Source organism: Stutzerimonas azotifigens, assembly GCF_013522725.1.
Classification (GTDB): Bacteria; Pseudomonadota; Gammaproteobacteria; order Pseudomonadales; family Pseudomonadaceae; genus Stutzerimonas; species Stutzerimonas azotifigens_A.
Genome location: NZ_JAAMRF010000002.1, coordinates 1 through 23,091 on the forward strand (window position 1 = coordinate 1; position 23,091 = coordinate 23,091).

Consider the following 23,091-nt stretch of genomic DNA (forward strand, 5'->3'; position numbering starts at 1 on the left):
TCACCAGCGCCCTGACCAGCGAAGTGAAGGGCGACGGCCAGAAGGTCACCGGCCTGATCTACAAGGACCGCAACTCCAGCGAATTCCATTCGCTCGAGCTCGAAGGCATCTTCGTGCAGATCGGCCTAGTACCCAACACCGACTGGCTCAAGGGCACCGTCGAGCTGTCGCCACGTGGCGAGATCGTGGTCGATGCCCGTGGCCAGACCTCGCTGCCGGGCATCTTCGCGGCGGGCGACGTCACCACCGTGCCGTACAAGCAGATCGTGATCGCGGTGGGCGAGGGGGCCAAGGCCTCGCTGGGTGCCTTCGATCACTTGATTCGCAGCTCGGTGCCGGCCTGACACGGCGCCGGGGCGGAAAAGAAAGGGGCAGACCATGGTCTGCCCTTTTTCGTTCCCGCTCTGTCCAGTGCCGGATGAGGTTAGAGCGCACCGTCACAGGCTGGCAGGCCCGCCCGCGCGCTGCCCTCGTTGCGGGTGAAGCGGCAGCCATAGGTCGGGTCGGCCACGGTCCGGGCGTCGAGCACCTCATCCCCGGCAGGCTTGGTGCCGGTCTGCTCCCAGGTCGTCATCGCCGAGAACGCCTCGACCTGTTCCTGATAGCTGAAGTCGCAATGGCCGGGCGCGCGGATGGCACGCTGCACCAGGAGGCCTCCGTTGCCGTTGGTTTCGGCGCGCTTGCGATACAGCTGCATGTGCTTGAACGGCACGTACAGGTCGCCGAGGGTATGGATACTCACCACCGGTACGTTGAACTCGCCACGGACCACCGGAATCCAGCGCAAGCCGTCCGGCCGCAGGTTGTTGGCCATCGGCAGGCCCAGCACGCGCGGAATCGACTTGTTGAAGGCGCGCTCCTCGGCTGACAGTCGCTTGTCGTCGTCGAACTGGTAGATCACGCCGAGGTTGCCGGTCAGCGAATCGGCGAGGATGCCGTTGATGGTGCCGTCGCCACCGCCGGTACTCATGACCACGTCCTGATAGGCGGTCCTGAAGCCTTCTGCGAAGATCGGTCGCTCGCCGCCGCTCAGTTCCCGCACGATGCCCTCCAGCTTGCGGCCCTGCTCGTTGGGAACGGTCGGGTACTGCGTCCAGAGATTGCCGATGATCTGCGGCAGCTTTTCCTGAAAGTCGCTGGCCGGGTAGCCGCTCGGGCCGAGCCCGGCCAGGTGCTGCGCAGCCCAGGTGAAGTTGAACAGGTATTCGAACTCATAGACATCGCCGGTCACGCCGCACATCGGCACCGAGCCGTGGTAGCGCACGCGGTTGTTGGCGGTGGCGAGGGTTTCGGCCTCCACTGCTGCCGCGGCGACGTGGCCGCCCATCGAATGTCCGGTGACATAGCGCTTGCTGGGCTCCGGCTTACCTGTGATCGAGGAAAACGCCAGGGCGAGCGCATTGGTGTCTTCCACCCCGGCACGCACATCGTAATAGTTGGCGCTGTAGCTCGAGGCGGCCCAGGCATAACCGTTCTGCAGCAGCCAGGGGCGCAGCGACGGGTTGGTCACCGTCAGTTCCGCTCCGGTACCACGGTAGCCGTGAGCGTACATCACCAGTTTCCCGTTCCAGTTCGGCGGCACCTCGATACGGTACGAGGCGCCCTGATGGACACCGTACCAGCGCTCGCTGGGCAGGCCCGGCAGGGCATCGAAGGGGGTGGACACCGGAACGTAGAGGCGACTGTCCTGTTCGCGCGTCTCGCTGTGGGCGTAACGCGGGACGGTCGGCTTGCCCTGTGCCTGGGCGAGGGCCGTGACGCCGCCCTGCAGCAGCAGGCCGGCCAGCGCCACGGCGCCGAACTTTACGGAGGCGATCGTTTTCATCTGTAACGTTCTCCTGCACTTTTTGTTGTTGTGGTCAGTGCATTCCATGGCTTCTGCCATACGCCGGCGGTAGGCCGCCGGTGATACTTCTTCCAATGCTGGCGCAGACACCCTGTTTAACCGTGGCACAGCGCAGGGCGGCGTCAAGCGCGAAGGCAACGTCTGGCTGTTCCATCAGTCGGGGCGATGACGCGAGTGCGGTCCGACTGTAATAAGGGCAGAGCGGAGTCGGGATGGATGAGTGGATCGTCGTCGGGCTGCGGTGGTCTATCACTTATCGCGGCCTAAACGCCTGAGCGATCCGCAGCGCCCGTTGCCCCTGGGCCGAGCCGTTTTTCCGGAGCTAACGACGATGACCCGCGTAGACACCGCTGGATACTCTCGAGTGGTACAGACCTACCCCAACCGCAGCCGTGAGCCAGGCCACGAGCGTTATGTGCACCAGGCGCTGGCACAGCGTCTGGCCCATCTGCAGGGGATCGACTATGGCGGCGACTGCGATCCCGGCAGCGTGACCGCCGGGGCGGTCTATCTGGTGCCTTCAGGCACAGTGGTGGGGTGCGCCCATGCCGAACAGCTCGGCCTGCGCGATGAGCAGGACCTGTTCGGTGGCGTGGTGCCCTGGGCCTTCGTGGCGACGAAGGCGATCACTCATCCCTTGATCTGCGCCGATGCGCAAGCTCCGGATGGCTGGTCGACGGCTTTTGCCGAGCAGGTTCGCGGCGCCACACTGGACGGGTTCAGCGTATTCAGCCGCGCCGACGCGCGACGTGCGGCCGAGCGGCTGCTGGCACGCGGTCCGCTGCGCAGCAAGCCGGTACGGGCCACCGGAGGGCGCGGACAACAGCTGATCGATTCGCTACAGGCACTGGAACAGGCGCTGGCCGAGCTCGATGAGCACGAACTTGGCGAGTGCGGACTGGTACTGGAGGAGAACCTGCAAGAGGTGGTGACCTTCAGTGTCGGGCAGGTGCGGGTCGGGGGCCGGGTCGCTAGCTACTACGGCACCCAGCGGCTGACACCCGACAATGCCGGCGAAAGTGTCTATGGCGGCTCCGATCTGGTGGTGGTCGCAGGCCGCTTCGAGGCGCTGCTCGGCCTGGATCTCTCGCCTGAGGTGCGCCAGGCCGTCGAGCAGGCGCAGCAATACGATGCCGCGGCGTCTGCGTGCTACCCCGGTTTTTTCGCCTCGCGGCGCAACTACGACATTGCGTTGGGTATCGATGCGCACGGGCGACAGCGTTCGGGAGTGCTCGAGCAGTCGTGGCGCATCGGTGGCGCCAGCAGCGCCGAGATCGCAGCGTTGGAGGCCTTCGCGCGGCCCGGCGGCGCGACGGTGGTGCGCGTCCGTTCAGTGGAAGCCTTCGGAGAGGGCGCGCAAGTGCCGAGCGCCGCCCAGGTGTTGTACCAGGGGCATGACGAAGACGTCGGCTTCATCACGAAGTACGTTCTGGTGGAAGAGCATGGCAACCGATAGCGAAATGATCCAAATCGATGTGGACGACCAAAGCATTGCCGGGACCTTTCTGTCCCTGCCGAACAAGCTGCCCGGCATGCTCTTCGTGCATGGCTGGGGCGGCAGCCAGGAGCGTGACCTGGCGCGTGCCAGGGGCATCGCCGGGTTGGGCTGCATCTGCCTGTCGTTCGATCTGCGCGGTCACGGGCAAACGCTCGAGCAGCAGCAGAGCGTAACGCGCGAGCAGAACCTGGCCGATGTGCTGGCCGCCTACGATCGCCTGGCCGAGCACCCGGCGATCGACCGCTCCTCTATCGCTGTGGTCGGAACCAGCTATGGCGGCTATCTGGCGGCCATTCTCACCGCCTTGCGCCCGGTCAAGTGGCTGGGCTTGCGGGTGCCGGCGCTCTACCGCGACGAAAACTGGCAGACGCCCAAGCGCAAGCTCGACAAGGCCGACCTCGACCGTTACCGGCGTTCGCGCGTGACGCCCGAGGAGAATCGAGCCCTGGCCGCATGTGCGGCGTTTCGGGGCGATGTGTTGATCGTCGAATCCGAACATGACGATATCGTTCCGCACGAGACGATCATGAGTTATCGCGCGGCGCTGCGTAATACCCATTCGCTGACGCACCGGATCATCAACGGTGCCGACCACGGTTTGAGCGGGGACGCCTGCCAGAAGGCTTATACGTCGATCCTGGTCAATTGGGCGACCGAGATGTTGATCGGTGCCCGCCTGGGCGGCGCTCAGACAGCCGCTGAAGACGTGCTCAGCACTCGCCGGCGGAACGAGTCGGCTTGACCTCAGAGTGGGGGCGCTGAAGGCGGATTAGGGCCAACGAAGCGGCTCCAGCGACGGTCGAAGATCTGCTGCTTGAGGACTTCGATGATGTCCACCAGCAGTTCTTCGAGAGCCATGTCGGTATTCTCGTCCTGATACAACCAGGCGTCGAAGAACTGCTCCGACAGGCCGCGTGCCAGCGTCTGGAATTGCGTGCTCTGCATACCGCCGATGGCACCCTGCAGAAGCCGCGCGGCGATGTCGGTCAGCGCGCCGTCCAGCGTATCGGCGACTCTCCCGCCCAGCGGCAGGCGGCGCAGGTTGCGCATTTCGGTATTGTCGGCCAGCGCCTGGTGGATCAGCGTGCTGACATAACCTTCGATCGAGCCACGATGGTCTCGGTAGCCCGCTTCGATCATGCCCTGCAGGCGCCGCGACAAATCGTCGAGCAAGCGTTCGCGCCGCGGCTTGACCACGTCCTGCAGCAATCGCTGGGCCAGATCGTCGCTGGTGCCTATCTCCTGCTGCAGGCGGGTGAAGAGCTTGACCATCACCCGATCCGACAGCTCCTCGAGCAGCAGCTGGTAGTAGCGATTGAAAAATCCGTAGAGCGCCCAGCGGCGCATGTCGATCAGGCCGAGCCGTTGCAGGCGTATCGCCAGGACAGCGATGCGCAAGGCCCGCAACCAGCGGAAACCGCTCAGCGGGATGCAGCCCAGTACGTCGTACCAGTGGGCGAACGGGTAGTAATACCAGCGTGCGTAGCGCCGCTCGCCGATCGCTACCGCCCAGCCGAGCAGGACGTCGAGGACGAAGATGGCGACGAATGCCAGGTCGATGACGATGAAGTGGGCATGGATCTGCGTGTCGTAGAAGCGGTGCGCGCTCGGAGCCAGTGTGGCGAGCGCGTCGTTGATCGGCGCCAGGACGAACAGGCTGTCGAACAGGATCAGCGCAAGATTGATGCAGACCAGCAGGACGATGAAGGCTTCCCAGGCCGCGTGGAGCCCCTCACGGTTGCGCATCTTGCGCTCGATCGGCGTGGCCTCAGCCATCCGCACGCTCCGGCGCGGGGGCCGCTTTCCAGAGCACTTCGGCCACGCCCTGGCGGCGACCGATCAGCCGCGCGGTGACGAAGAACAGGTCCGAGAGACGATTGAGATAGGCGGGCAGTACGGCGCGTAGCGGTTCGCGAGCATTGAGCTGCTGGCAGCGGCGCTCGGCGGTCCGCGCATGGCAGCGGCACAGGTGAGCGAGGGCGACAAGCCGCGAGCCGGCCGGCATGATGAAGTTCTCGAGCGGGCCGAGTTCCTCGTTCCAGCGGTCGATGGTGGCTTCAAGCCGGACGACTTCCTGCTCGTCGAGGGCCTGGTATTCGGGCATCGCCAGTTCGCCGCCGAGGTCGAACAAGCGGTGCTGGCAGGGCTCGAGCAGCTCGATCAGTTCGTCGAGGCCTGGCCAGCGGCCCCGGCCATCGGTGAGTTCGGCCAGCAGCAGGCCGAGCTGGCTGTTCAGCGTATCCACTTCCCCGATCGCCTCGATACGGGGGTGATCCTTGCCGACGCGACGGCCGTCGGCCAGGCCGGTTTCGCCCCGGTCGCCGGTACGGGTATAGATCTTCGACAGACGATTGCCCATGTCAGTGTCCTGGTGGCGTTTGCGCCGCGTCGCTGGCCGAGCCGAGCGGCAGACGCAGGGTGAAGGTGGTGCCTTGGCCCGTGCGGGACTGCACCTCCATCTGGCCCTTGTGATTGTTGGTGATGATGAAATACGAAACGGAAAGCCCCAGCCCGGTTCCCTGGCCGACTTCCTTGGTGGTGAAAAAGGGCTCGAAGATCCGCTTGCGGATGTGCTCGGGCATGCCGTTGCCGTTGTCCTCGACCTGGATCTCGGCCCAGGGACCGATAAGGCGGGTCCGCAAGACGATCTGGCCATGCTTGCCGGCTTTCTGGTGGATGGCCTGGGCGGCATTCTTCAGCAGGTTGAGCAGTACCTGCTCCAGTTCGTTGGCAATGCAGCGCACCCGGCCGACCTGTGGATCGAAGTCGCGGACGATGTCGATGGAGCGAAAATCGAAGCCCTCGGCCAGATCGAAATCGTTGCCGGCGATTTCCAGTGCCTGGTCGATCAGGGTCGGTATCGGGCAGTCGGCAAGCTCGCGGTTGCTCATCCGACTGAAACTGAGCATGTGGGTGACGATCTTGGCGGCCCGCGCGCCGGCCTGCTGGATGCCGTCGAGCAATTCAGGGACTTCCCGTCGTTCGAGGTAGAGGTTGACCGCATCGAGCCGCACGCCGGTTTCCTCGGCCGCCTCGCGGTTGCGTTCGAGCTCCGGGGACAGCCGCCTGCGGATGTTCTGGGCGTTGTGCAGGATAGCCCCGAGCGGGTTGTTGATTTCATGGGCCATGCCGGCCGCCAGACCGCCGACCGAGAGCATCTTTTCCGACTGCACCATCATTTCTTCCATACCGATGCGCTCGGTGATGTCGTCGATGCGGATGACCACACCCCGCCCGGCGCTGCCGCTCAGTGGATAAAAGGTGAGGGCGTAGTGGTGGGGCTCCTCGCCGCGCATCCAGGTGACGCGTTCGACCTTCTCGACCTGGTGCTGCTCGGCGGTACGGCGGATCTGCGCGAGAAACGGCTTGAGCGGCTCGAAGGCGAGGAACACCGGCAGGTTCAGCGCCTCGGCCAGCGGGGTGCCAGAAAGCACGCTGGCTTCCTTGTTCCACTGGGTAACGTAAAGCTGGTCGTCGAGGGCGATAAGCGCCGATGGCATCGAGTCGATGATGCTGTTGAGGTAGTTCTGAAATCCGGTGAGTTTGCGTTCGATCTTGCTGCGAACCTGGACCTCAAGCTCCAGCTTGCGGTTGGAGTCGCGGGTTTCTTCGGCTAGCCCTTGGGCGTGGTCGAAGGCGGCCTGGGCGTCGTCGCGAGCACGCTTGAGTTGCTGCTCGCGTGCTTCCATGCGCGAGAGCATGGTGTTGAAGGCATCGGCGAGGCGGCCGATTTCGTCGTGATTCTTCGGCGAGGCGCGTAGCGAGTAGTTTTCTTCGCGGGTCACCTGGCGCGACAGCCGCTCGAGTTCGCGTATCGGTCGGGTAATCAAGCCGCGGATCTGCCGTGCGACGAAGAACCACAGCGCCACGCTGAGCAGCAGAATCACCAGGCTCGCGCTTAGCGTGCCGGTGTAGAACGCCCCCGGAAGCTCGCTACTGGCCACCATCAGCAGATGCCCTGGCGGGCCGTCGGCCTGGGGCAGTTCGGTCAGCAGGTTGACGCGGAACTCCCCCAGGCGCCAGCGCCCCAGTTCGTCCAGATGCCTGGGCAGGCGCAGCCGCTCGCCACGATGCAGCTGCGCCAGTGCGCTACCGTCGGGGCTGTAGATCATCGCCGCACGAAGCGGCTCATAGCTGTCCAGGCGCTGCAGCAGCTCGTTGGCCGACTCTGGCGAGGCGAGCGCCGTGCGGCTCAGCTCGGGCGTGGAAAACAGGGCGCCGAGGGTGTGCATGGCCTGTGGCGCGACGCTTTGCTGGGATATCCAGTAGGCGGCGCTGATGAACGCGAGGTTGGCCACCAGCAGCACGGCCATCAACAGGACGAGCAGAGCGACCAGCAGCTTGCGGCCAACCGGGAGATTTTCGAGACGCTGGCGCAGGGTCATGGCATCGGATCGGCGGGACGTGCCTGCAGGTTAGCGGCGCTTCAGTCCTGGGGCAATCCACGCGCGGCCAGGTGTCGACGCAGACGCTGATGCAGTTCGTGCAGCGCGGGCAGCTCGAGGCCGAGGCGTTCGGCGCTGGCGCAGGCATGGCCGAGCAGATAGCCGACCTCGGTACGGCGATGCTGATGCACGTCCTGATGCATGGAGGAATAATTGCCAGCGGTGGCGTCTATCACCTGCCAGACCCGGTCGTGCAAGGTACTGGCAGCCTCTGCCAGCCCGTTGGCCTGAAGCAGTTCGGAGAGTTCAGCGCAGAGCGCGTCGACTTCGGCGGGGTGTTCGCCCAGCTCGCCGTTGCGGCAGTCATGCAGCACCGTGAGCGGGTTGATCGCGCAGTTGAGCGCGAGCTTTTGCCACAACCGGGCGGTGATGTCGGGCGACCAGGTTTGGGGGATGCCCGCATCGTCGAGCTGCTGCAGCCAGTCCGGCGCGGCGGCGTCCTGCGGGTCGCCCAGCCAGTTATGACCCCGGCCAGCGAATACCACGCGCCAATCCGCCTCGCGGTAGGCGCCTTCGGTGCTGGAAACGAACAGGCAACGGGTTTGCGGCCAGCGAGCGGCGATCGCTTGTTGCGCACCGAGGCCGTTCTGCAAGAGCAGCAGCTCGGCGCCTGGCACCAGTCGATGGGCAACCTGGGCGATTGCCTCTTCGGCGTCGTACGCCTTGCAGGCAACCAACAGGCGCCGAATCGGCGTGGCGGCATTGGGCAGCTGTGCGGCGATCGGAAAGAGGCTGGCGTGGCCATCCTCGACCAGCGTCAGGCCGCTGGCGGCGCGGTAGGCGGCCAGGCGTTCGCTGTTGCGCAGGATCAGGTGTACGGAGATGCCGGCACGCGCCAGGCGAGCGGCCCAGAGACCTCCCAGGCTACCTGCGCCAAGAACGTGCCAGTTCATCGTCAGGCCGGCTGCGGTTGCGGCAGGCGCTGTGGCGCGATGCGCCCGGTTATGTAGGCGTCGGGCAGCAGCGCAGCGGCGCGGTCCATGATCGATTGCGGCTCGATAGGCAGGGCCTTGGCATCGAGCCCGACCAGGCTGATGCCGGCCTTGAGGCTGATGAATCCTTCGCTGGTCTTAAATGCCTTGAGATTGAGTCCCTCATGCAGGCGCCGGAAGCTGCTCGGCGAACACTCGTGGAGGTCATCGAGCAGGGTGATCAGGCCGAAGTGGCTGTCGTCCAGGCGGGTCAGCACGTCCAGCGGCCGTACCAGTTGCTGCAGGCGTCGGGCGACGCCGTGCAGCAGCTCGTTGAAGAAGGTTTCGCCATAGCGATGGCGCAGCGCGGCGGCTTCCGGCAGGCCGATCATCAGGTAGCAGACCGCGCTGCCTCGGTATTCGATCTGACGCAGGCTGTCGTACATCTTTTGGCGCAGATAGCGGGCGTTGCCTAGGCCGGTCAGAGGATCGACCAGGTTGCGCTGCTCGAGGCTTGCGATGTTCTCGGTGAGCATGCGTTTTTCCTGCAGCAGGCGCTGCAGCGTGTTGCACAGGCGGTCGGCGGCGAGTACGCGGGGCACCAGCTGCTCGTTCATCGCCGACTTGCTGATGAAGTCGTCGACCCCGTGGTCGAAGGCCTGGCTGAGTACGTTTTCACCCTCGCGCCCGGTCAGCAGGATGATGTAGCTGTAGTGATCGGTCATCTCATCGAGCTGGCGAATGCGACCGGTCAGTTCGAGCCCGTCGATTTCCGGCATCAGCCAGTCGGCGAGAATCACGCTGGCGGGGCGCTCCTCGAGTTGCTCCAGCGCACCGACGGCACTGCTGGCGAAGCGGATATCCTGGTAACCGGCCTGGGTTAGGGCGCGGCCGATCATGGCGCTGGAAAACTTAGCGTCATCGACCACCAGGATACTGAGTTGAGCGTTGGGCATGGGCAGACTCGAATGGGAATGAAAGGTGACGCAAACGTTTGACCGGGCAGTCAGGCGTTGTCCTGGCGACCAGTTATAATGACCGCCCATTTGAAACGTCAAGCTGCGCGCGGACCGGTGTTCCAAAGCTGCGCGCCTTTTCTCTGGAGGAACCCCATGCCCTCGTTCGACGTGGTGTCCGAATTGGACAAACATGAAGTAACCAACGCCGTCGATAACGCTGTCAAGGAACTCGATCGTCGTTATGACCTGCGCGGCAAAGGCAGCTTCGAGTTCAAGGAACTCACCGTGCACATGACCGCGGACGCCGATTTCCAGCTGGAGCAGATGATCGAAATTCTCAAGCTGAGTCTGGCCAAGCGCAAGATCGACGTACAGTGCCTCGAATTCAAGGATGCCTATCCTTCCGGTAAGACCGTCAAGCAAGACGTATTGCTCCGTGAAGGCATCGACAAGGAAATGGCGAAGAAGATCGTCGCCCACGTCAAGGACACCAAGCTCAAGGTCCAGGCCGCAATCCAGGGTGAGCAGGTGCGCATCACTGGCAAGAAGCGCGACGATTTGCAGGAGGCCATCGCCTCGCTGCGTGCCAAGGATTTCGGCATGCCGTTGCAGTTCAACAACTTCCGCGATTGATTAGCGGGCGCCGCCAGCGCCCGTTCCGCCTTATCGCCGCCGCCCGGCCTATGTCGTTGCGGCGGTTGCCTGACAGGAGCGTTTGCCTGCAATGGATATGAATTACCTGATCGACCTTTCCGAAACCTGGCTTCCCCTCGCGCTGCAATACGGGGCCCAGGTGACCCTGGCATTGCTGACGCTGATGATCGGCTGGTGGCTGATCAATGCGCTCAACGCCCGGATCGGCGGTTTGCTGCAACGGCGCAGCGTGGATCCGACCCTGCACGGGTTCGTCGGCAGTCTGGCCGGTATCCTGCTCAAGGGGCTGCTGCTGATCAGCGTGGCCTCGATGGTGGGGGTCGAGACCACCTCGTTCATCGCGGTGATCGGCGCCGCCGGCCTGGCGGTTGGCCTGGCGTTGCAGGGCAGCCTGGCGAACTTCGCCGGTGGCGTGCTGATTCTGCTGTTCCGCCCGTTCAAGGTCGGCGACTGGATCGAGGCGCAGGGCGTGGCTGGCACCGTCACCTCGATCCAGATCTTCCATACCACTCTCAAGACCGGCGATGCCAAGACGGTGATCGTGCCCAACGGCAGCCTCTCCAACGGCAATATCACCAATTTTTCCCGTGAGCCGCGGCGGCGTGCGGAGATCAACCTTGGGATCGACTATGGCAGCGATATCAAGCTCGCGCGCCAGGTGTTGCTGGAGATTGCCAGCGAAGACGAACGGGTGCTCGACGATCCGGCGCCCGAGGTGTTCGTGACAGGGCTGGGCGACAGTGCGGTAAACCTGTCGTTGCGGATCTGGGTGGCGACACCCGACTTCTGGCCCGTGACCTTTGCCTTCACCGAGCAGGCCAAGGAGCGTCTCACCGCCGCGGGCGTGGGCATTCCGTTCCCGCAGCGGGTGGTGCATCTGGTACAGAACTGAGGCATTGCGCCTGACATGAAAACGCCGGCGTAAGCCGGCTTTTTCATGTCAGATACGCTCGCTTGCCGGGTCGGCGCTGTTCGGTTCGGCATCGAGGCGGCTACGTTTCCACTGCCAGGCGATCAGGACCAGGGTCGGCACGCCCAGCAGTGCGGTGACCAGGAAGAAGTCGCTGTAGCCGAGGGTCTCGACCATGACCCCAGAGTAGCCCCCGATCAGACGCGGCAGCAGCATCATCAACGAGCTGAGCAGCGCATATTGAGTAGCCGAGAACTTGAGGTTGGTCAGGCTCGACAGGTAGGCGACGAACGCCGTGGAGGCGAGCCCGGCGCTGAAGTTGTCGCAGGAGATGGTGATCACCAGCATCTGCAGATTGGCACCCATGCCCGCCAGCACCACGAACATCAAGTTGGTGGCGGCGGAGGCCAGACCGCCGATGAAAAGAATCGGCAGGATGCTGAAGCGCACGATGAGCAGACCGCCAAAGGCTGCGCCGAGCAAGGTCATTACCAGCCCGAACAGCTTGCTGACGCTGGCGATCTGGTCCTTGGTGAAACCCTGATCGATGTAGAAGACGTTGGCCATCACCCCCATCACCGTATCGGACATCCGGTAAGTGGCGATCAGGCCCAGCAGCAGCAAGGCCTGCCAGCGATAGCGAAGAATGAAGTCGGTGATCGGCGTCAGCACCGGCCCCATGAGGATGCGCCCCGGCCCCGACAGGCAGCCCATGCAGATCAGCAGATACATGGTGCCGCGCGGCCAGTAGCCACCGAAGTAGGACTTGAACATGCCGCCAGTGGCCACCAGCAGGATGATCAGCAGGATCACCGAGACGGCCTGATGGACGAAGTCGAAGTGGGTTGGCCGCTGGCGCTGCTTGGCCTGACCCAGCATCTGGCGTACCGGTACCAGCAGTGTCAGGCCCACCGGCGACAGGGTTCCGATGATGAACAGCGCGTAAAGGGTCGCGCGCGGCCAGGCCTGGGCGATCAGCGCGTTGATCATGGCCGGTACGGAAATCAGCAGCACCAGCAGCAATCCGACCGCCGCCAACTGGTGGTTGAAGCTGTGTCGGGACGGGCTGCTGGGCAGCGGAGGGCCGACCTCTGGCTCGCGGATGACCAGGCTGGTGATCAGACCAGGGATGATCAGCAGCGCGAAGACGATATAGGTAACAGTCCAGGCACCTTGTTGATAGTCGACGCGGCTCGAGCCCAGCCACTCGGCGAGGAACAGCGCGCCGGCGCTGGCCAGCAGCATGGCGATGCGATAGCCGGTCATGTAGGTGGCGGCGAGCGTGGCCTGAAGCTTGTCCTCGGCGATTTCCAGACGGTAGGCGTCGATCGCGATGTCCTGGGTCGCTGACGCAAAGGCGACTGCCACGGCAAGGGCGATCAGCAGCGTGAGGTGGGTTTGCGGGTTGCACAGCGCCATGCCGATCAGGCCGACGGCGATCACCAGCTGAGAAAGCACGAGCCAAGAGCGACGGCGGCCCAGGCTGCCGATCCAGGGGAGCCGCCACTGGTCGAGCATCGGCGACCAGACCCATTTGAAGGCATAGGCCAGGCTGATCCAGCTGGCGAACCCGATCGTCTCGCGCGAAACGCCTGCCTCGCGCAGCCAGACCGACAGCGTCGAGAATACGAGGACGGCGGGCAGGCCGGCAGCGAAACCCAGCAACAGCAGCGCAAGGCTGGCGGGGCTGGCATAGGCGGCGAGGGCGTCGCGCCATGATTCACGGGACATACGGCGGAGATCTGTCATGAATGGGACACGAAGACGCGCACTCTAACCGCTGTGCTCCGTCGAAAGCCAGCCGTGCCGACGCACGTCCACCCGGTCGTTGACGATGGTCACTCCTTCGGCGCGCAAGCGCGCCCGCTGCTCCTGTCCCGAGCGTGTGCCGGCTGGCAGGCTGAGGCGGCCACCCGCCGCAATGACCCGGTGCCAGGGAAGGCTGGTGCCCTCGGGCAGTTGAGACAAGGTGCGCCCCACCCAGCGCGCGGCGCGACCGAGCCCGGCCATTGCCGCCAGCTCGCCATAGCTGATGACCTTGCCCGGCGGAATCTGCGCCATGGTCAGATAAAGCGCCGAGCGCCGGCGCTGCGGTTCATCGACTTCGGACAGCTTCAAGCTGTGATCGTCATCGATCTTCTGCATATCTTCGTTCATGCCGTTGAACTTACCGACCATCGGTAGTGTCACTGCTTGCCGAGAATCCGAGCATAGGGATAATGCCTTCCATTTCCATTCCCGAGTCATTTTCAGACCTTCTATGCTAACCAGAACCCTGCTCTGCGTAACGTTCACCGCCCTGTCATTTCCTTCGCTCGCCGATACCGTATGGTTGAAGAACGGCGACCGTCTTACCGGAAATATCACGCTGCTGGACGGTGGCAAGCTGCTCCTGGAAACGAGTTATGGCGGCTCCATTCCGTTGAAGTGGTCCCAGATATCGACGCTGGAAAGCGACCGTGAGCTGCTTATCAAGCAAGACGACGCCTATGGGCAGATCACCAAGACGATCCAGGCGGGGGAGCCAGGGTACGTGACACTGGTCAACGGCGCCGAGCCGGTCAGGGTCGAGTTGTCCAGCATCAGCCAGATCATCCAGCCCAAGCCGCTGATCGAAGATTTCACCTGGACGGGCAACGTCGACGTGGCTTTCGATTACAAGCGCGCGGAAAACGACAGCGAAGACCACGACGTCGCGCTCAAGACCAGCGCTCGCCATGGGCTGTGGCGCCACAATGCGCAGGCCAAGTACACGCGTGATTCGCGCAACGAGGTGGAAACCGCGGACAACTGGGAAGCCGAATACGCGCTGGACCGCTTCCTCACCGAGCAGTGGTTCTGGCAGGGACGGGTCGATTACAAGCGCGACAACATCGAAGAGATCAGCCGCCAGCGTACGCTCGGTACCGGTCCGGGTTACCAGTTCTGGGACAACGAGCTGGGAGCCTTCTCCCTGGCTTCGCTGTTCAACCGTCGTGACTACGAGTTCGCCGACGGCAGCAGCGACTCCTTCTATGCGGCCACGCTCAAGTGGGATTACAACCGCTTCTTCGCCGGCAAGACCTTCGAGCTCTTCACCCATGGCGAAATCGGCAAGCCTCTGGCGAGCGTCGCCGAATACTCGCTCGATGCCCAGGCTGGTCTGCGCTACAAGGTCACCGACTGGGCGTCGCTGAACATTCGCGCCGAAAAGGACATCGTCAGTGGTTCGGACCAGGACCTGGACGAGACCCGCTACCTGATGGGCTTCGGTGTCGGCTGGTAGGACGATCGCTGTACAAGAGCCCCGCCTGGTGCGGGGTTTTTCATGCCCGGCGATCGGCGCCGGCCTTCGGGATGCGTACGCACAGGTCGTTCGCAAGAGGCTCGACGGCCCTCGGTCGAATGCGCATGGGCGACACCCCTCCCGAGCCGTTATGCTGAACCTTCTGCTCGACGACGAGCCAAGCGACAGGAGACCGAATGTGAGCGCCGAGGCCGCAAAGCAAGCCCGACTGTTATTGCTCAAGGAGTACCGTGGCGTGCTCTCTACCCATTCGAAGGCGATGCCCGGCTTCCCGTTCGGCTCGGTGGTGCCGTACTGCCTGGATGCTCACGGCCATCCGCTGATTCTCATCAGCCGGATCGCACAGCACACCCATAATCTGAAAGCGGACGGTCGTTGTTCGCTGCTGGTCGGCGAGCGTGGCGCCGAAGACGTCCAGGCAGCGGGAAGATTGACCCTGCTGGCCACGGCCGCGCCGCTCGAGCCTGCCGACATCGACTCGGCTGCGCAGCTCTATTACCGTTATTTTCCTGAGTCGCGCGACTATCACCGTGCCCACGATTTCGACTTCTGGCGGCTGGAGCCGGTGCGCTGGCGCTACATCGGCGGTTTCGGTGCCATTCACTGGCTCGACCAGGTGGCCTTGGCCAATCCATTTGCCGGCGAAGCCGAGACGGGCATGGTCGAACACATGAACGCCGACCATGGCGCGGCCATCGCACATTATGTCGAGCTGGCGGGGCTGCCCACCGAGCCGAGCGCCGAGCTCGCCGGGATCGACAGCGAGGGCTTCCACCTGCGCATTGGCCAGTCGCTGCACTGGCTGCCGTTCGGCCAGGCGTGCAACAACCCCGGAGCAGTGCGACAGGCGCTGGTGGAACTTGCACGTGCGCCGCGATGGCCAGAGTGACGACCTGGCGTCGGGAATAATCCGGTTACAGGCAAATTTGCCCTGCGGGGTTGAATTCATCGGTGGGAGGCGTCACTAACGGAGAATCGGAAGCCGTTCTTCCGCCAAGGACCATCAATGCGTATCTTCTTCTTTCTTTTTCTGCTGTTTCCGCTGGCTGAGCTGGCGCTGCTGATCAAGGTCGGCAGCTCGATCGGTGTGCTGGCGACGCTCCTTCTACTGGTTGTCAGTGGCATGGCTGGCATCCTGGTGCTGCGCCTTGCCGGCTTCGCCACCGCCTGGCGCGCCCGCGAACGACTGGCGCGCGGTGAATTGCCCGAGCGGGAAATGCTCCAGGGTCTTGTCATGGCGATCGGCGGTGGGCTGCTGGTGCTGCCTGGCCTGATCAGCGATGTGGCCGGCCTGCTGATTCTGTTCCCGCCGACCCGCAAACTGCTGCTGGGCCTCGTCCAGCGCCGCTTCGAGGCTCAGGCACAGCGTCGGCGTGCGTTCGCCGACGACCTTCAGGCCCGCTCCGGTGCCGAGCGACCCAAAGTCATCGAAGGGGAGTGGGAGCGGCGTGATCGCTGAATCTCCTGCAATTAAGGCCGCATGTGGCAATGCATGTCGGCTTTTTCGTTTTTCGGATAGAAATTTTTGCCCGAGCCCTTGAAATAAACGTGGCAGCCCGCATGTAGCGGTCACCGTAAGGTCTCTGCCGTTTCGGCAGTCAGTCTTCTGCGGCTTGCCTGGCAAGTCGCAACCGGCACCGCCGGCTTTGCTAACCCGCCGATCAGATGCATCGGCATGGAAACCACTCTACTAGGAGAGATCGACAATGAAGCTTCGTCCTCTGCATGACCGCGTCGTGATTCGTCGCAGCGAAGAAGAAACCAAGACCGCAGGTGGCATCGTGCTGCCGGGTTCCGCTGCCGAGAAGCCGAACCGCGGCGAGATCGTTGCCGTGGGTACCGGTCGCGTGCTGGACAACGGCGAAGTTCGTCCGCTGGCCGTCAAGGTTGGTGATCAGGTGGTGTTCGGCCCTTACTCGGGTAGCAACACCGTCAAGGTCGATGACGAAGACCTGCTGGTGATGAGCGAGAACGAAATCCTCGCGGTCGTCGAAGCCTGATTTCGACCCGTCTGCATCACTAAATTTACAGAATTGAGGGATAAGTAAATGGCTGCTAAAGAAGTCAAATTCGGTGATTCCGCACGCAAGAAGATGCTGGTTGGCGTAAACGTCCTGGCTGACGCGGTCAAAGCGACTCTCGGCCCGAAAGGCCGCAACGTTGTTCTGGAAAAGAGCTTCGGTGCACCTGCAATCACCAAGGACGGCGTCTCCGTCGCCAAGGAAATCGAACTCAAGGACAAGTTCGAGAACATGGGCGCTCAGCTGGTCAAGGACGTTGCGTCCAAGGCCAACGACGCTGCAGGTGACGGCACCACCACCGCTACCGTTCTGGCTCAGGCCATCGTCAACGAAGGCCTCAAGGCCGTCGCTGCCGGCATGAACCCGATGGACCTCAAGCGCGGCATCGACAAGGCGACCATCGCCATCGTCGCCGAGCTGAAGAGCCTGTCCAAGCCATGCGCCGACTACAAGGCCATCGCTCAGGTTGGCACCATCTCCGCCAACTCCGACGACTCCATCGGCCAGATCATTGCCGAAGCCATGGAAAAAGTCGGCAAGGAAGGCGTGATCACCGTTGAAGAAGGCTCGGGCCTGGAAAACGAACTGTCGGTCGTCGAAGGTATGCAGTTCGACCGCGGCTACCTGTCCCCGTACTTCATCAACAAGCCTGACACCATGGTCGCCGAGCTGGACAGCCCGCTGCTGCTGCTGGTCGACAAGAAGATCTCCAACATCCGCGAGATGCTGCCGGTCCTCGAAGCCGTCGCCAAGGCTGGCCGTCCGCTGCTGATCGTCGCCGAAGACGTCGAAGGCGAAGCGCTGGCCACCCTGGTGGTCAACAACATGCGTGGGATCGTCAAGGTCGCCGCGGTCAAGGCGCCTGGCTTCGGCGATCGCCGCAAGGCCATGCTGCAGGACATCGCCATCCTCACCGGCGGTACCGTGATTTCCGAAGAAGTTGGCCTGAGCCTGGAAACCACTACCCTGGAGCACCTGGGTAACGCCAAGCGTGTCGTCCTGAACAAGGAAAACACCACCATCATCGACGGCGCTGGTCAGCAGGCCGATATCGAAGCCCGCGTTGCTCAGATCCGCAAGCAGGTCGAAGAAACCTCGTCCGACTACGACAAGGAAAAGCTGCAAGAGCGTCTGGCCAAGCTGGCTGGCGGTGTTGCCGTGATCAAGGTCGGTGCCGGTACCGAAGTCGAGATGAAAGAGAAGAAAGCTCGCGTCGAAGACGCCCTGCACGCGACCCGTGCAGCCGTCGAAGAAGGCGTGGTGCCTGGCGGTGGCGTTGCCCTGGTACGCGCCCTGCAGGCCATCTCCGAGCTCAAGGGTGACAACGAAGACCAGAACGTCGGCATCACCCTGCTGCGTCGCGCTGTCGAAGCGCCGCTTCGCCAGATCGTCGCCAACGCTGGTGGCGAGCCGAGCGTAGTGGTCGACAAGGTTAAGCAGGGTTCGGGCAACTACGGCTTCAACGCCGCGACCGACGAGTACGGCGACATGATCGAGATGGGTATCCTCGATCCGGCCAAGGTCACTCGTACTGCGCTGCAGGCCGCTGCCTCCATCGGCAGCCTGATGATCACCACCGAAGCGATGATCGCCGAAGTGGCTGATGACAAGGCCGCTCCGGCAATGCCGGACATGGGTGGCATGGGCGGTATGGGCGGCATGATGTAAGCCGACCAGTCGTCAGAAAAAACCCCGACTTGTTCGGGGTTTTTTTATTTCCGCGAGCAGCGGCAAGGCGAATCAGGCAGAGTGTCTGCCTCGTTCGCTCGATGTTGCTGGGATGCGCTGCGCCACTCGTCGCCGGAGTGGGCAGGTGTGCGAACTCTGGCCTAGGGTTAGATGACTCATCCATACCGCACATCAAGGGCTTACGCCATGAAGCTTGAAATCGCACGAGGTTTGTTTCTGATGGGGGCGCTAGGCGTCGCATCGTTATGTGCTGCTGCGTGGCACGAGCCGGATTCGAGCGTGGTGAAAGCGAACAATGGCCTGGGTTATTGCCCGGCACCGCCCAGCGTCAGGCTCAAGCAGGCCGATATTCGGCCAGATCAGGATCTTCTGCTGTTCATGTACAGCCTCTCGCAGGGCATGCGCCCCAGTGGTTGAGCATTCATTCCTGCGGTGAGTCGAAGCGCGGCGCCTTTTCAGGCGCCGCGCTTTTTTATACGTGTTCCACGGCAGTGGAGGGGGCGACGTCTGGCTTGGCCAGTAGCGTGTACACCGCCGGCAGCACGAACAAGGTGAACAGCGTGCCGATCGTCATGCCGGTCGCGATCACCAGGCCTATATCGAATCGGCTGACCGCACCGGCGCCGCTGGCGAGGATCAGCGGCACCATGCCGAACACCGTGGCGGCGGTGGTCATCAGCACCGGACGCAGGCGGATCGCGGCGGCTTCCTCGACCGCCTGCCGGCGATCCAGCCCTCGTTCGTGACGCAACTGATTGGCGAACTCGACGATCATGATGCCGTGCTTGCTGATCAACCCGATGAGCGTGACCAGTCCTACCTGCGTGTAGATGTTCATGCTCGAGAGGCCGAGGAACAGCGGAACCAGCGCGCCGCAGACCGACAGCGGCACCGTGACCAGGATCACCAGCGGATCGCGGAAGCTCTCGAACTGGGCGGCCAGCACCAGGAAGATGATGGCCAGCGCCAGGGCGAAGGTCACGTACAGCGCATTGCCTTCCTGCACATACTGGCGAGCGGCGCCGGCATAGTCGAAGGTGAAGCCCTGCGGAGCTTCTTCCACCGCGATCTGGCGCAGCGTCTCGATCGCCTCGCCCATGCTGACGATGGGAAAACCCTGGATGGTCGCCGCGTTCAACTGCTGGAACTGCTTGAGCTGGGTCGGCCGCGCCCGGTCATGAACGCTGATCAGCGTCGACAACGGCAGCATCTCGCCGCGCCCGCTCCGCACGTAGTAGTTGCTCAGCCAGCCGGGATTGTCGCGATAGGCGCGTTCGACCTGCGCGATCACCTTGTAGCTGCGGCCTTCGATGGTGAAGCGGTTGATCTCGCCCTCGCCGAGCAGGCTGCTGAGGGTGACACCCAGGTCCTCCATCGATACGCCCATCTGCGCCGCCTTCTGGCGGTCGATGTCGACGACGATTTCCGGCTTATCGAAGGCCAGGTCGACATCGAGGAAGGCGAACTTGCCCGACTCTTCGGCACGCTGGCGAATGCGTTCGGTCACCTGCAGCAGGGTTTCGTAGTCGCTGGCGGTGTTGATCACGAACTGGAAGGGCAGGCCTTCCCCGGTGCCGGGAAGGGAAGGGAGGTTGAAAGCGAACACCTGCAGCCCTGGAATCGCGTCCAGGCGCTGCTGGACCTCCGGCAATACTTCCATCTGGCTCCGTTCGCGCTCGTCCCATGGCTTGAGCAGCAGCCCGCCGATACCGCTCTGCACACCGTTGAAGCCATTGATCTGGAACCAGGAGTAGTACTCGGGAAACGTCTTGAACAGCTCAAGGAACTGGTCGGTGTAGGCGTTGAGGTAATCCAGGTTGGCGGTCTGCGGGGCGCTGGCCATCATGAACACGATGCCCTGGTCTTCCTCGGGTGCCAGTTCGCTCTTGGTAAATTTGAGCAGGATCGGGATCAGGCAGAGCACCAGCACGGCGAACACCAGCACGACCGGCCGGGTGTCGAGAGTGCCGTGCAGGGCGCGCTTGTAGCGATCCTTGAGTCGATCGAACAGCACGTCGAGCCGGTGGGCCAGGCCCGAGTCGTTGTTCTGCGGGCGCAGCAGCATCGAGCACATCATCGGTGAAAGGGTCAGCGCGACGATGCCGGAAATCAGCACGGCACCGGCCAGGGTCAGGGCGAACTCCTTGAACAGCGCCCCGGTGATGCCCTGCAGGAAGCCGATCGGCGCATAGACCGCCGCCAGGGTCACCGTCATGGTCACCACCGGCATCGCGATCTCCCGCGCGCCCTCCAGAGCCCCCTGGAACGGCGATTTGCCCTCCTCGATGTGGCGGTGGATGTTCTCTACCACGACGATCGCGTCGTCCACCACCAGGCCGATGGCGAGCACCATCGCCAGCAGCGTGAGCAGGTTGATGGAGTAGCCCATCATCTGCATGAAGAACATCACGCCGATCATCGACAGCGGAATGGTCACCAGCGGCACCAGCACCGAGCGAATGGCCCCGAGGAACAGGAACACCACGACGATGACGATGAGCACCGCCTCGGCGAGTGTCTTGATCACCTCGTCGATGGAGGCCTGGATGAAGCGGGTGGCATCGTAGGCAATGGTCACCTTCAGGTTCGGCGGCAGCTGGCTTTCGATCTCCGGCATCACCTTGCGCACTTCCTCGATCACGTCCAGCGGGTTGGCGCTGGGCGTGGCGCGGACGCCGATGTACACCGATGGGATGCCGTCGAAGGAGCTCACCGCGTTGTAGCTTTCGGCGCCGAGTTCGACCCGGGCCACGTCTCCGAGCAGCACGCGACTGTCGCCCTCGGTCCTGAGGGGAATCGCGGCGAAGGCTTCGGGCGATTTGAGTTCGGTGCTGGCGTTGATGCTCGTCACCACGTACTCGCCCTTCACCTCGCCGGCGGCGGAGAGGAAGTTGTAGCGGCGTACCGCATCGTTGACGTCGCCTGCGGTCAGCCCGTAGGCGGCAAGCCTGACCGGGTCTAGCCAGAGGCGCATGGCGAAGACCTGGTTGCCGAGAATCTCCGCCGCGGCCATGCCCGGCAGGGTCGCGAGCTTGGGCTGGATGACACGGGAGAGGTAATCGGTGATCTGCGGATTGCTCATCGTGTCGCTGTAGAAGCTGATGTACATCAGCGCGGTGGAATCGGCGGCCTGCTTGTTCAGCACCGGGTCTTCGGCATTCTGCGGCAGCTGGTTCTTCACCGAATTGGCCTGGCTGAGCAGCTCGGTGTACAGGCGGTCGGTGTCCGCGCCGATGCGCGCGTAGACCGAGATCACCGAGGCGTTCTGCTGGCTGACCGAGGTCATGTAGTCCACGCCCTCGGCGCTGGCCAGGCTCTGTTGAAGCGGCTGGGTTATATAGCCCTGGATGGTCTCGGCATTCGCGCCGGGGTAGGCGGTGGTGACCGTGATCAGGGCGCTTTCCATCTGCGGATACTGGCGCAGGGGCAGGCTACTGAAGGCCTGAAAGCCCAGCAGCACGATCAGCAGGCTGACCACGCTGGCCAGCACCGGGCGACGGATGAACGGATCGGTAAATGCCATGGCGTCTGTCCTTCGTGCCTTAACGGCTGTCCTGGCGGGTGGCCGGCTCACGCGAGAGGGTCTGCCCGTCTGCAATGACCACGTGGGTACCGTTGTCGAGCTTGAGCTGGCCGGAGGTGACCACCCGCTCGCCGGCTGCAAGGCCATTGCGCACCACCACCAGGCCGCCGCGCCGATCGCCGGTCTCGACGAAGCGTCGCTCGATGACCAGGCGAGGCTCGTTGCCGTCTTCGCCAGGCTGCTCTTTCACCAGCAGGACCGAGTTGCCGTACAGGGTGAAGGTGATCGCCGTCTCGGGGATCGCTATTTTCGGTGCCTCGTCCGGCAGCACGACCTGCAGGTTGGCGAACATGCCCGGCAGCAGCCGGCTCTCGGGGTTGTTCAGCTCGGCGCGCACGAGGACGTTGCGGGTGGTCTCTTCGACTTTCGGGTTGAGCGCGACGATCTCACCGTCGAAGCCCTCACCCGGATAGGCCGCGACCTCGACCCGGACGCGCTGGCCGACGGCGAGCAGAGGAACCTGCTGCTCGGCCAGATAGAAGTCGACGAACAGGGTGGAGAGGTCCTGCAGCGTGGCCACCGGAGTGCCGGCAGCGATGTACGCGCCTACGTCCACCTGGCGGATACCGATCGTGCCGGCAAAGGGCGCGACGATGCGCTTGCGGGCCAGCGATGCGCGCAGCTGCGCAACCGTGGCGTTGGCGCGTTGCAGTTGGGCGTTGAGGCGGTCGAACTCGCTCCGGGCGATGGATTGACGGTCGATCAGGCTGCGGGCGCGCTCGAACTCCACCCGCGCCAGGCCCAGATCGGCCTCGGCGGCGGCCAGACTCGCCTGTTCCACTTCGCTGTCGAGGGTCAGGATTGGCTGGCCCTTTTCGACCTTCTGCCCGGAGCGGAACTGTAACTGGCTGACCGTCCCGGCCACCTCGACGCTGAGGTCGGCGCCTTGGGAGGCCTTCAAGGTTCCGATGGCCGGCAGGCGGTTCTGCCAGTCCCGCTCGCTCGCTTCGACCACTTCGACGTTGACCGGCGGTTTGAGAGCCGTGAATTGCTCGATCTGTTTGCTTATGGAATTGAACTTGAGGGCGGCGAGGATCAGAACGACCAGGATCACCGCGCCCAGCATGATCAGCATGCGGCGCAACATCTTCCGATTTCCTTGGAGGCGTTGGTTGCAGCGAAGTGGCGGGCTACGGCACGTCGTTCATGAAGCCGACGAGAAACCGCTGGGGCGCTTCAACCGGGTGTTTGTTTTTGTTTGCGGCCTGTGGACCGCCTGGCATTGAGCGGAGCACCTTAGTCCTGCACCGATGACAAGTCAAAGACAGCGGTGGCGGGCGGTTGAGTGG

At 63.6% G+C, this 23,091-nt stretch carries 20 protein-coding genes and 1 pseudogene; 11 read left to right on the top strand and 10 right to left on the bottom strand.

Annotation, left to right across the window (positions count from 1 at the left end; genetic code table 11):
• A partial coding sequence (locus G7026_RS02835) for an FAD-dependent oxidoreductase (protein WP_181069255.1) occupies positions 1-344 on the top strand: 344 nt, incomplete at its 5' end.
• 80 nt (positions 345-424) lie between these two features.
• Here the strand turns inward: G7026_RS02835 and G7026_RS02840 are convergent.
• The gene (locus G7026_RS02840) at positions 425-1,825 is read right to left on the bottom strand and encodes an alpha/beta hydrolase (protein ID WP_181069257.1); all 1,401 of its coding nucleotides are present in this window, start codon (positions 1,823-1,825) and stop codon (positions 425-427) included.
• A gap of 352 nt (positions 1,826-2,177) precedes the next feature.
• Here G7026_RS02840 and G7026_RS02845 point away from each other — a divergent pair, with 352 nt between their 5' ends.
• Together G7026_RS02845 and G7026_RS02850 are read left to right on the top strand one after the other, a co-directional pair.
• Entirely contained in the window at positions 2,178-3,302 is a 1,125-nt protein-coding gene (locus tag G7026_RS02845) for a DUF3182 family protein (RefSeq protein ID WP_181069259.1), read from the top strand.
• Positions 3,289-4,086 carry an alpha/beta hydrolase family protein gene (locus G7026_RS02850; RefSeq protein WP_181069261.1) on the top strand — a complete coding sequence of 266 codons (798 nt, stop codon included), beginning with the start codon at positions 3,289-3,291 and terminating at the stop codon, positions 4,084-4,086. Before G7026_RS02845 ends, G7026_RS02850 begins: the two co-directional genes overlap by 14 nt.
• A 2-nt stretch (positions 4,087-4,088) precedes the next feature.
• Here the strand turns inward: G7026_RS02850 and G7026_RS02855 are convergent, their stop codons facing one another.
• From G7026_RS02855 to G7026_RS02875, 5 genes and pseudogenes are all read right to left on the bottom strand, one after another.
• Complete coding sequence (locus tag G7026_RS02855; protein ID WP_181069263.1) at positions 4,089-5,120, bottom strand: ion transporter; 1,032 nt, start codon at positions 5,118-5,120, stop codon at positions 4,089-4,091.
• The gene (locus G7026_RS02860; RefSeq protein WP_181069265.1) at positions 5,113-5,703 is read right to left on the bottom strand and encodes a cob(I)yrinic acid a,c-diamide adenosyltransferase; all 591 of its coding nucleotides are present in this window, start codon (positions 5,701-5,703) and stop codon (positions 5,113-5,115) included. The genes G7026_RS02855 and G7026_RS02860 overlap by 8 nt, the downstream gene beginning before the upstream one ends.
• A gap of 1 nt (position 5,704) precedes the next feature.
• Positions 5,705-7,729: a sensor histidine kinase gene (locus G7026_RS02865; RefSeq protein ID WP_181069267.1), complete on the bottom strand. Its 2,025-nt coding sequence runs from the start codon at positions 7,727-7,729 to the stop codon at positions 5,705-5,707.
• A gap of 41 nt (positions 7,730-7,770) precedes the next feature.
• On the bottom strand, positions 7,771-8,682 hold the full coding sequence (locus tag G7026_RS02870) for a putative 2-dehydropantoate 2-reductase (RefSeq protein ID WP_181069269.1): 912 nt from the start codon (positions 8,680-8,682) through the stop codon (positions 7,771-7,773).
• Positions 8,683-8,684: 2 nt separating this feature from the next.
• Positions 8,685-9,668, bottom strand: a pseudogene (locus G7026_RS02875) (response regulator); the annotation flags it as partial.
• 144 nt (positions 9,669-9,812) lie between these two features.
• On the opposite strand from G7026_RS02875, the gene G7026_RS02880 reads away from it, so the two are divergent.
• Both G7026_RS02880 and G7026_RS02885 read left to right on the top strand, forming a co-directional pair.
• Entirely contained in the window at positions 9,813-10,292 is a 480-nt protein-coding gene (locus tag G7026_RS02880; protein ID WP_181069271.1) for a YajQ family cyclic di-GMP-binding protein, read from the top strand.
• Positions 10,293-10,383: 91 nt separating this feature from the next.
• Complete coding sequence (locus G7026_RS02885; protein WP_181069272.1) at positions 10,384-11,205, top strand: mechanosensitive ion channel family protein; 822 nt, start codon at positions 10,384-10,386, stop codon at positions 11,203-11,205.
• Positions 11,206-11,253: 48 nt separating this feature from the next.
• On the opposite strand, the gene G7026_RS02890 is transcribed toward G7026_RS02885, so the two are convergent.
• Complete coding sequence (locus G7026_RS02890) at positions 11,254-12,954, bottom strand: AmpG family muropeptide MFS transporter (RefSeq protein WP_181069273.1); 1,701 nt, start codon at positions 12,952-12,954, stop codon at positions 11,254-11,256.
• 42 nt (positions 12,955-12,996) lie between these two features.
• Positions 12,997-13,368, bottom strand: a complete 372-nt coding sequence (locus G7026_RS02895; protein ID WP_181069815.1) for an MGMT family protein — start codon at positions 13,366-13,368, stop codon at positions 12,997-12,999.
• A 115-nt stretch (positions 13,369-13,483) separates the two neighbouring features.
• On the opposite strand from G7026_RS02895, the gene G7026_RS02900 reads away from it, so the two are divergent.
• From G7026_RS02900 to G7026_RS02925, 6 genes are all read left to right on the top strand, one after another.
• The gene (locus G7026_RS02900; RefSeq protein WP_181069274.1) at positions 13,484-14,488 is read left to right on the top strand and encodes a DUF481 domain-containing protein; all 1,005 of its coding nucleotides are present in this window, start codon (positions 13,484-13,486) and stop codon (positions 14,486-14,488) included.
• Positions 14,489-14,687: 199 nt separating this feature from the next.
• A complete protein-coding gene (locus G7026_RS02905) occupies positions 14,688-15,398 on the top strand; it encodes a HugZ family pyridoxamine 5'-phosphate oxidase (protein WP_181069275.1) in 711 nt (236 codons plus the stop codon).
• A 117-nt stretch (positions 15,399-15,515) separates the two neighbouring features.
• Positions 15,516-15,968: an FxsA family protein gene (locus tag G7026_RS02910; RefSeq protein ID WP_181069276.1), complete on the top strand. Its 453-nt coding sequence runs from the start codon at positions 15,516-15,518 to the stop codon at positions 15,966-15,968.
• Positions 15,969-16,215: 247 nt separating this feature from the next.
• Positions 16,216-16,509 (top strand): co-chaperone GroES, encoded by a 294-nt coding sequence (locus G7026_RS02915; RefSeq protein WP_181069277.1) that lies wholly within the window; start codon positions 16,216-16,218, stop codon positions 16,507-16,509.
• Positions 16,510-16,557: 48 nt separating this feature from the next.
• A complete protein-coding gene (groL, locus tag G7026_RS02920) occupies positions 16,558-18,198 on the top strand; it encodes a chaperonin GroEL (protein WP_181069278.1) in 1,641 nt (546 codons plus the stop codon).
• Positions 18,199-18,405: 207 nt separating this feature from the next.
• The gene (locus G7026_RS02925) at positions 18,406-18,636 is read left to right on the top strand and encodes a hypothetical protein (RefSeq protein WP_181069279.1); all 231 of its coding nucleotides are present in this window, start codon (positions 18,406-18,408) and stop codon (positions 18,634-18,636) included.
• Between the two features lie 55 nt (positions 18,637-18,691).
• Here the strand turns inward: G7026_RS02925 and G7026_RS02930 are convergent, their stop codons facing one another.
• Positions 18,692-21,742, bottom strand: coding sequence for a multidrug efflux RND transporter permease subunit (locus G7026_RS02930; RefSeq protein ID WP_181069280.1), 3,051 nt, complete (start codon positions 21,740-21,742; stop codon positions 18,692-18,694).
• Positions 21,743-21,761: 19 nt separating this feature from the next.
• Positions 21,762-22,889, bottom strand: a complete 1,128-nt coding sequence (locus tag G7026_RS02935) for an efflux RND transporter periplasmic adaptor subunit (protein ID WP_181069281.1) — start codon at positions 22,887-22,889, stop codon at positions 21,762-21,764.
• Positions 22,890-23,091 lie beyond the last annotated feature (202 nt).

Coding starts and splice junctions, on each gene's coding strand:
- G7026_RS02895 (WP_181069815.1), bottom strand. CDS start 13,368: ATGCAGAAGATCGATGACGATCACAGCTTGAAGCTGTCCGAAGTCGAT.
- G7026_RS02930 (WP_181069280.1), bottom strand. CDS start 21,742: ATGGCATTTACCGATCCGTTCATCCGTCGCCCGGTGCTGGCCAGCGTG.
- groL (WP_181069278.1), top strand. CDS start 16,558: ATGGCTGCTAAAGAAGTCAAATTCGGTGATTCCGCACGCAAGAAGATG.
- G7026_RS02890 (WP_181069273.1), bottom strand. CDS start 12,954: ATGTCCCGTGAATCATGGCGCGACGCCCTCGCCGCCTATGCCAGCCCC.
- G7026_RS02915 (WP_181069277.1), top strand. CDS start 16,216: ATGAAGCTTCGTCCTCTGCATGACCGCGTCGTGATTCGTCGCAGCGAA.
- G7026_RS02855 (WP_181069263.1), bottom strand. CDS start 5,120: ATGGCTGAGGCCACGCCGATCGAGCGCAAGATGCGCAACCGTGAGGGG.
- G7026_RS02910 (WP_181069276.1), top strand. CDS start 15,516: ATGCGTATCTTCTTCTTTCTTTTTCTGCTGTTTCCGCTGGCTGAGCTG.
- G7026_RS02870 (WP_181069269.1), bottom strand. CDS start 8,682: ATGAACTGGCACGTTCTTGGCGCAGGTAGCCTGGGAGGTCTCTGGGCC.
- G7026_RS02880 (WP_181069271.1), top strand. CDS start 9,813: ATGCCCTCGTTCGACGTGGTGTCCGAATTGGACAAACATGAAGTAACC.
- G7026_RS02840 (WP_181069257.1), bottom strand. CDS start 1,825: ATGAAAACGATCGCCTCCGTAAAGTTCGGCGCCGTGGCGCTGGCCGGC.
- G7026_RS02935 (WP_181069281.1), bottom strand. CDS start 22,889: ATGTTGCGCCGCATGCTGATCATGCTGGGCGCGGTGATCCTGGTCGTT.
- G7026_RS02925 (WP_181069279.1), top strand. CDS start 18,406: ATGAAGCTTGAAATCGCACGAGGTTTGTTTCTGATGGGGGCGCTAGGC.
- G7026_RS02850 (WP_181069261.1), top strand. CDS start 3,289: ATGGCAACCGATAGCGAAATGATCCAAATCGATGTGGACGACCAAAGC.
- G7026_RS02860 (WP_181069265.1), bottom strand. CDS start 5,703: ATGGGCAATCGTCTGTCGAAGATCTATACCCGTACCGGCGACCGGGGC.
- G7026_RS02885 (WP_181069272.1), top strand. CDS start 10,384: ATGGATATGAATTACCTGATCGACCTTTCCGAAACCTGGCTTCCCCTC.
- G7026_RS02900 (WP_181069274.1), top strand. CDS start 13,484: ATGCTAACCAGAACCCTGCTCTGCGTAACGTTCACCGCCCTGTCATTT.
- G7026_RS02865 (WP_181069267.1), bottom strand. CDS start 7,729: ATGACCCTGCGCCAGCGTCTCGAAAATCTCCCGGTTGGCCGCAAGCTG.
- G7026_RS02845 (WP_181069259.1), top strand. CDS start 2,178: ATGACCCGCGTAGACACCGCTGGATACTCTCGAGTGGTACAGACCTAC.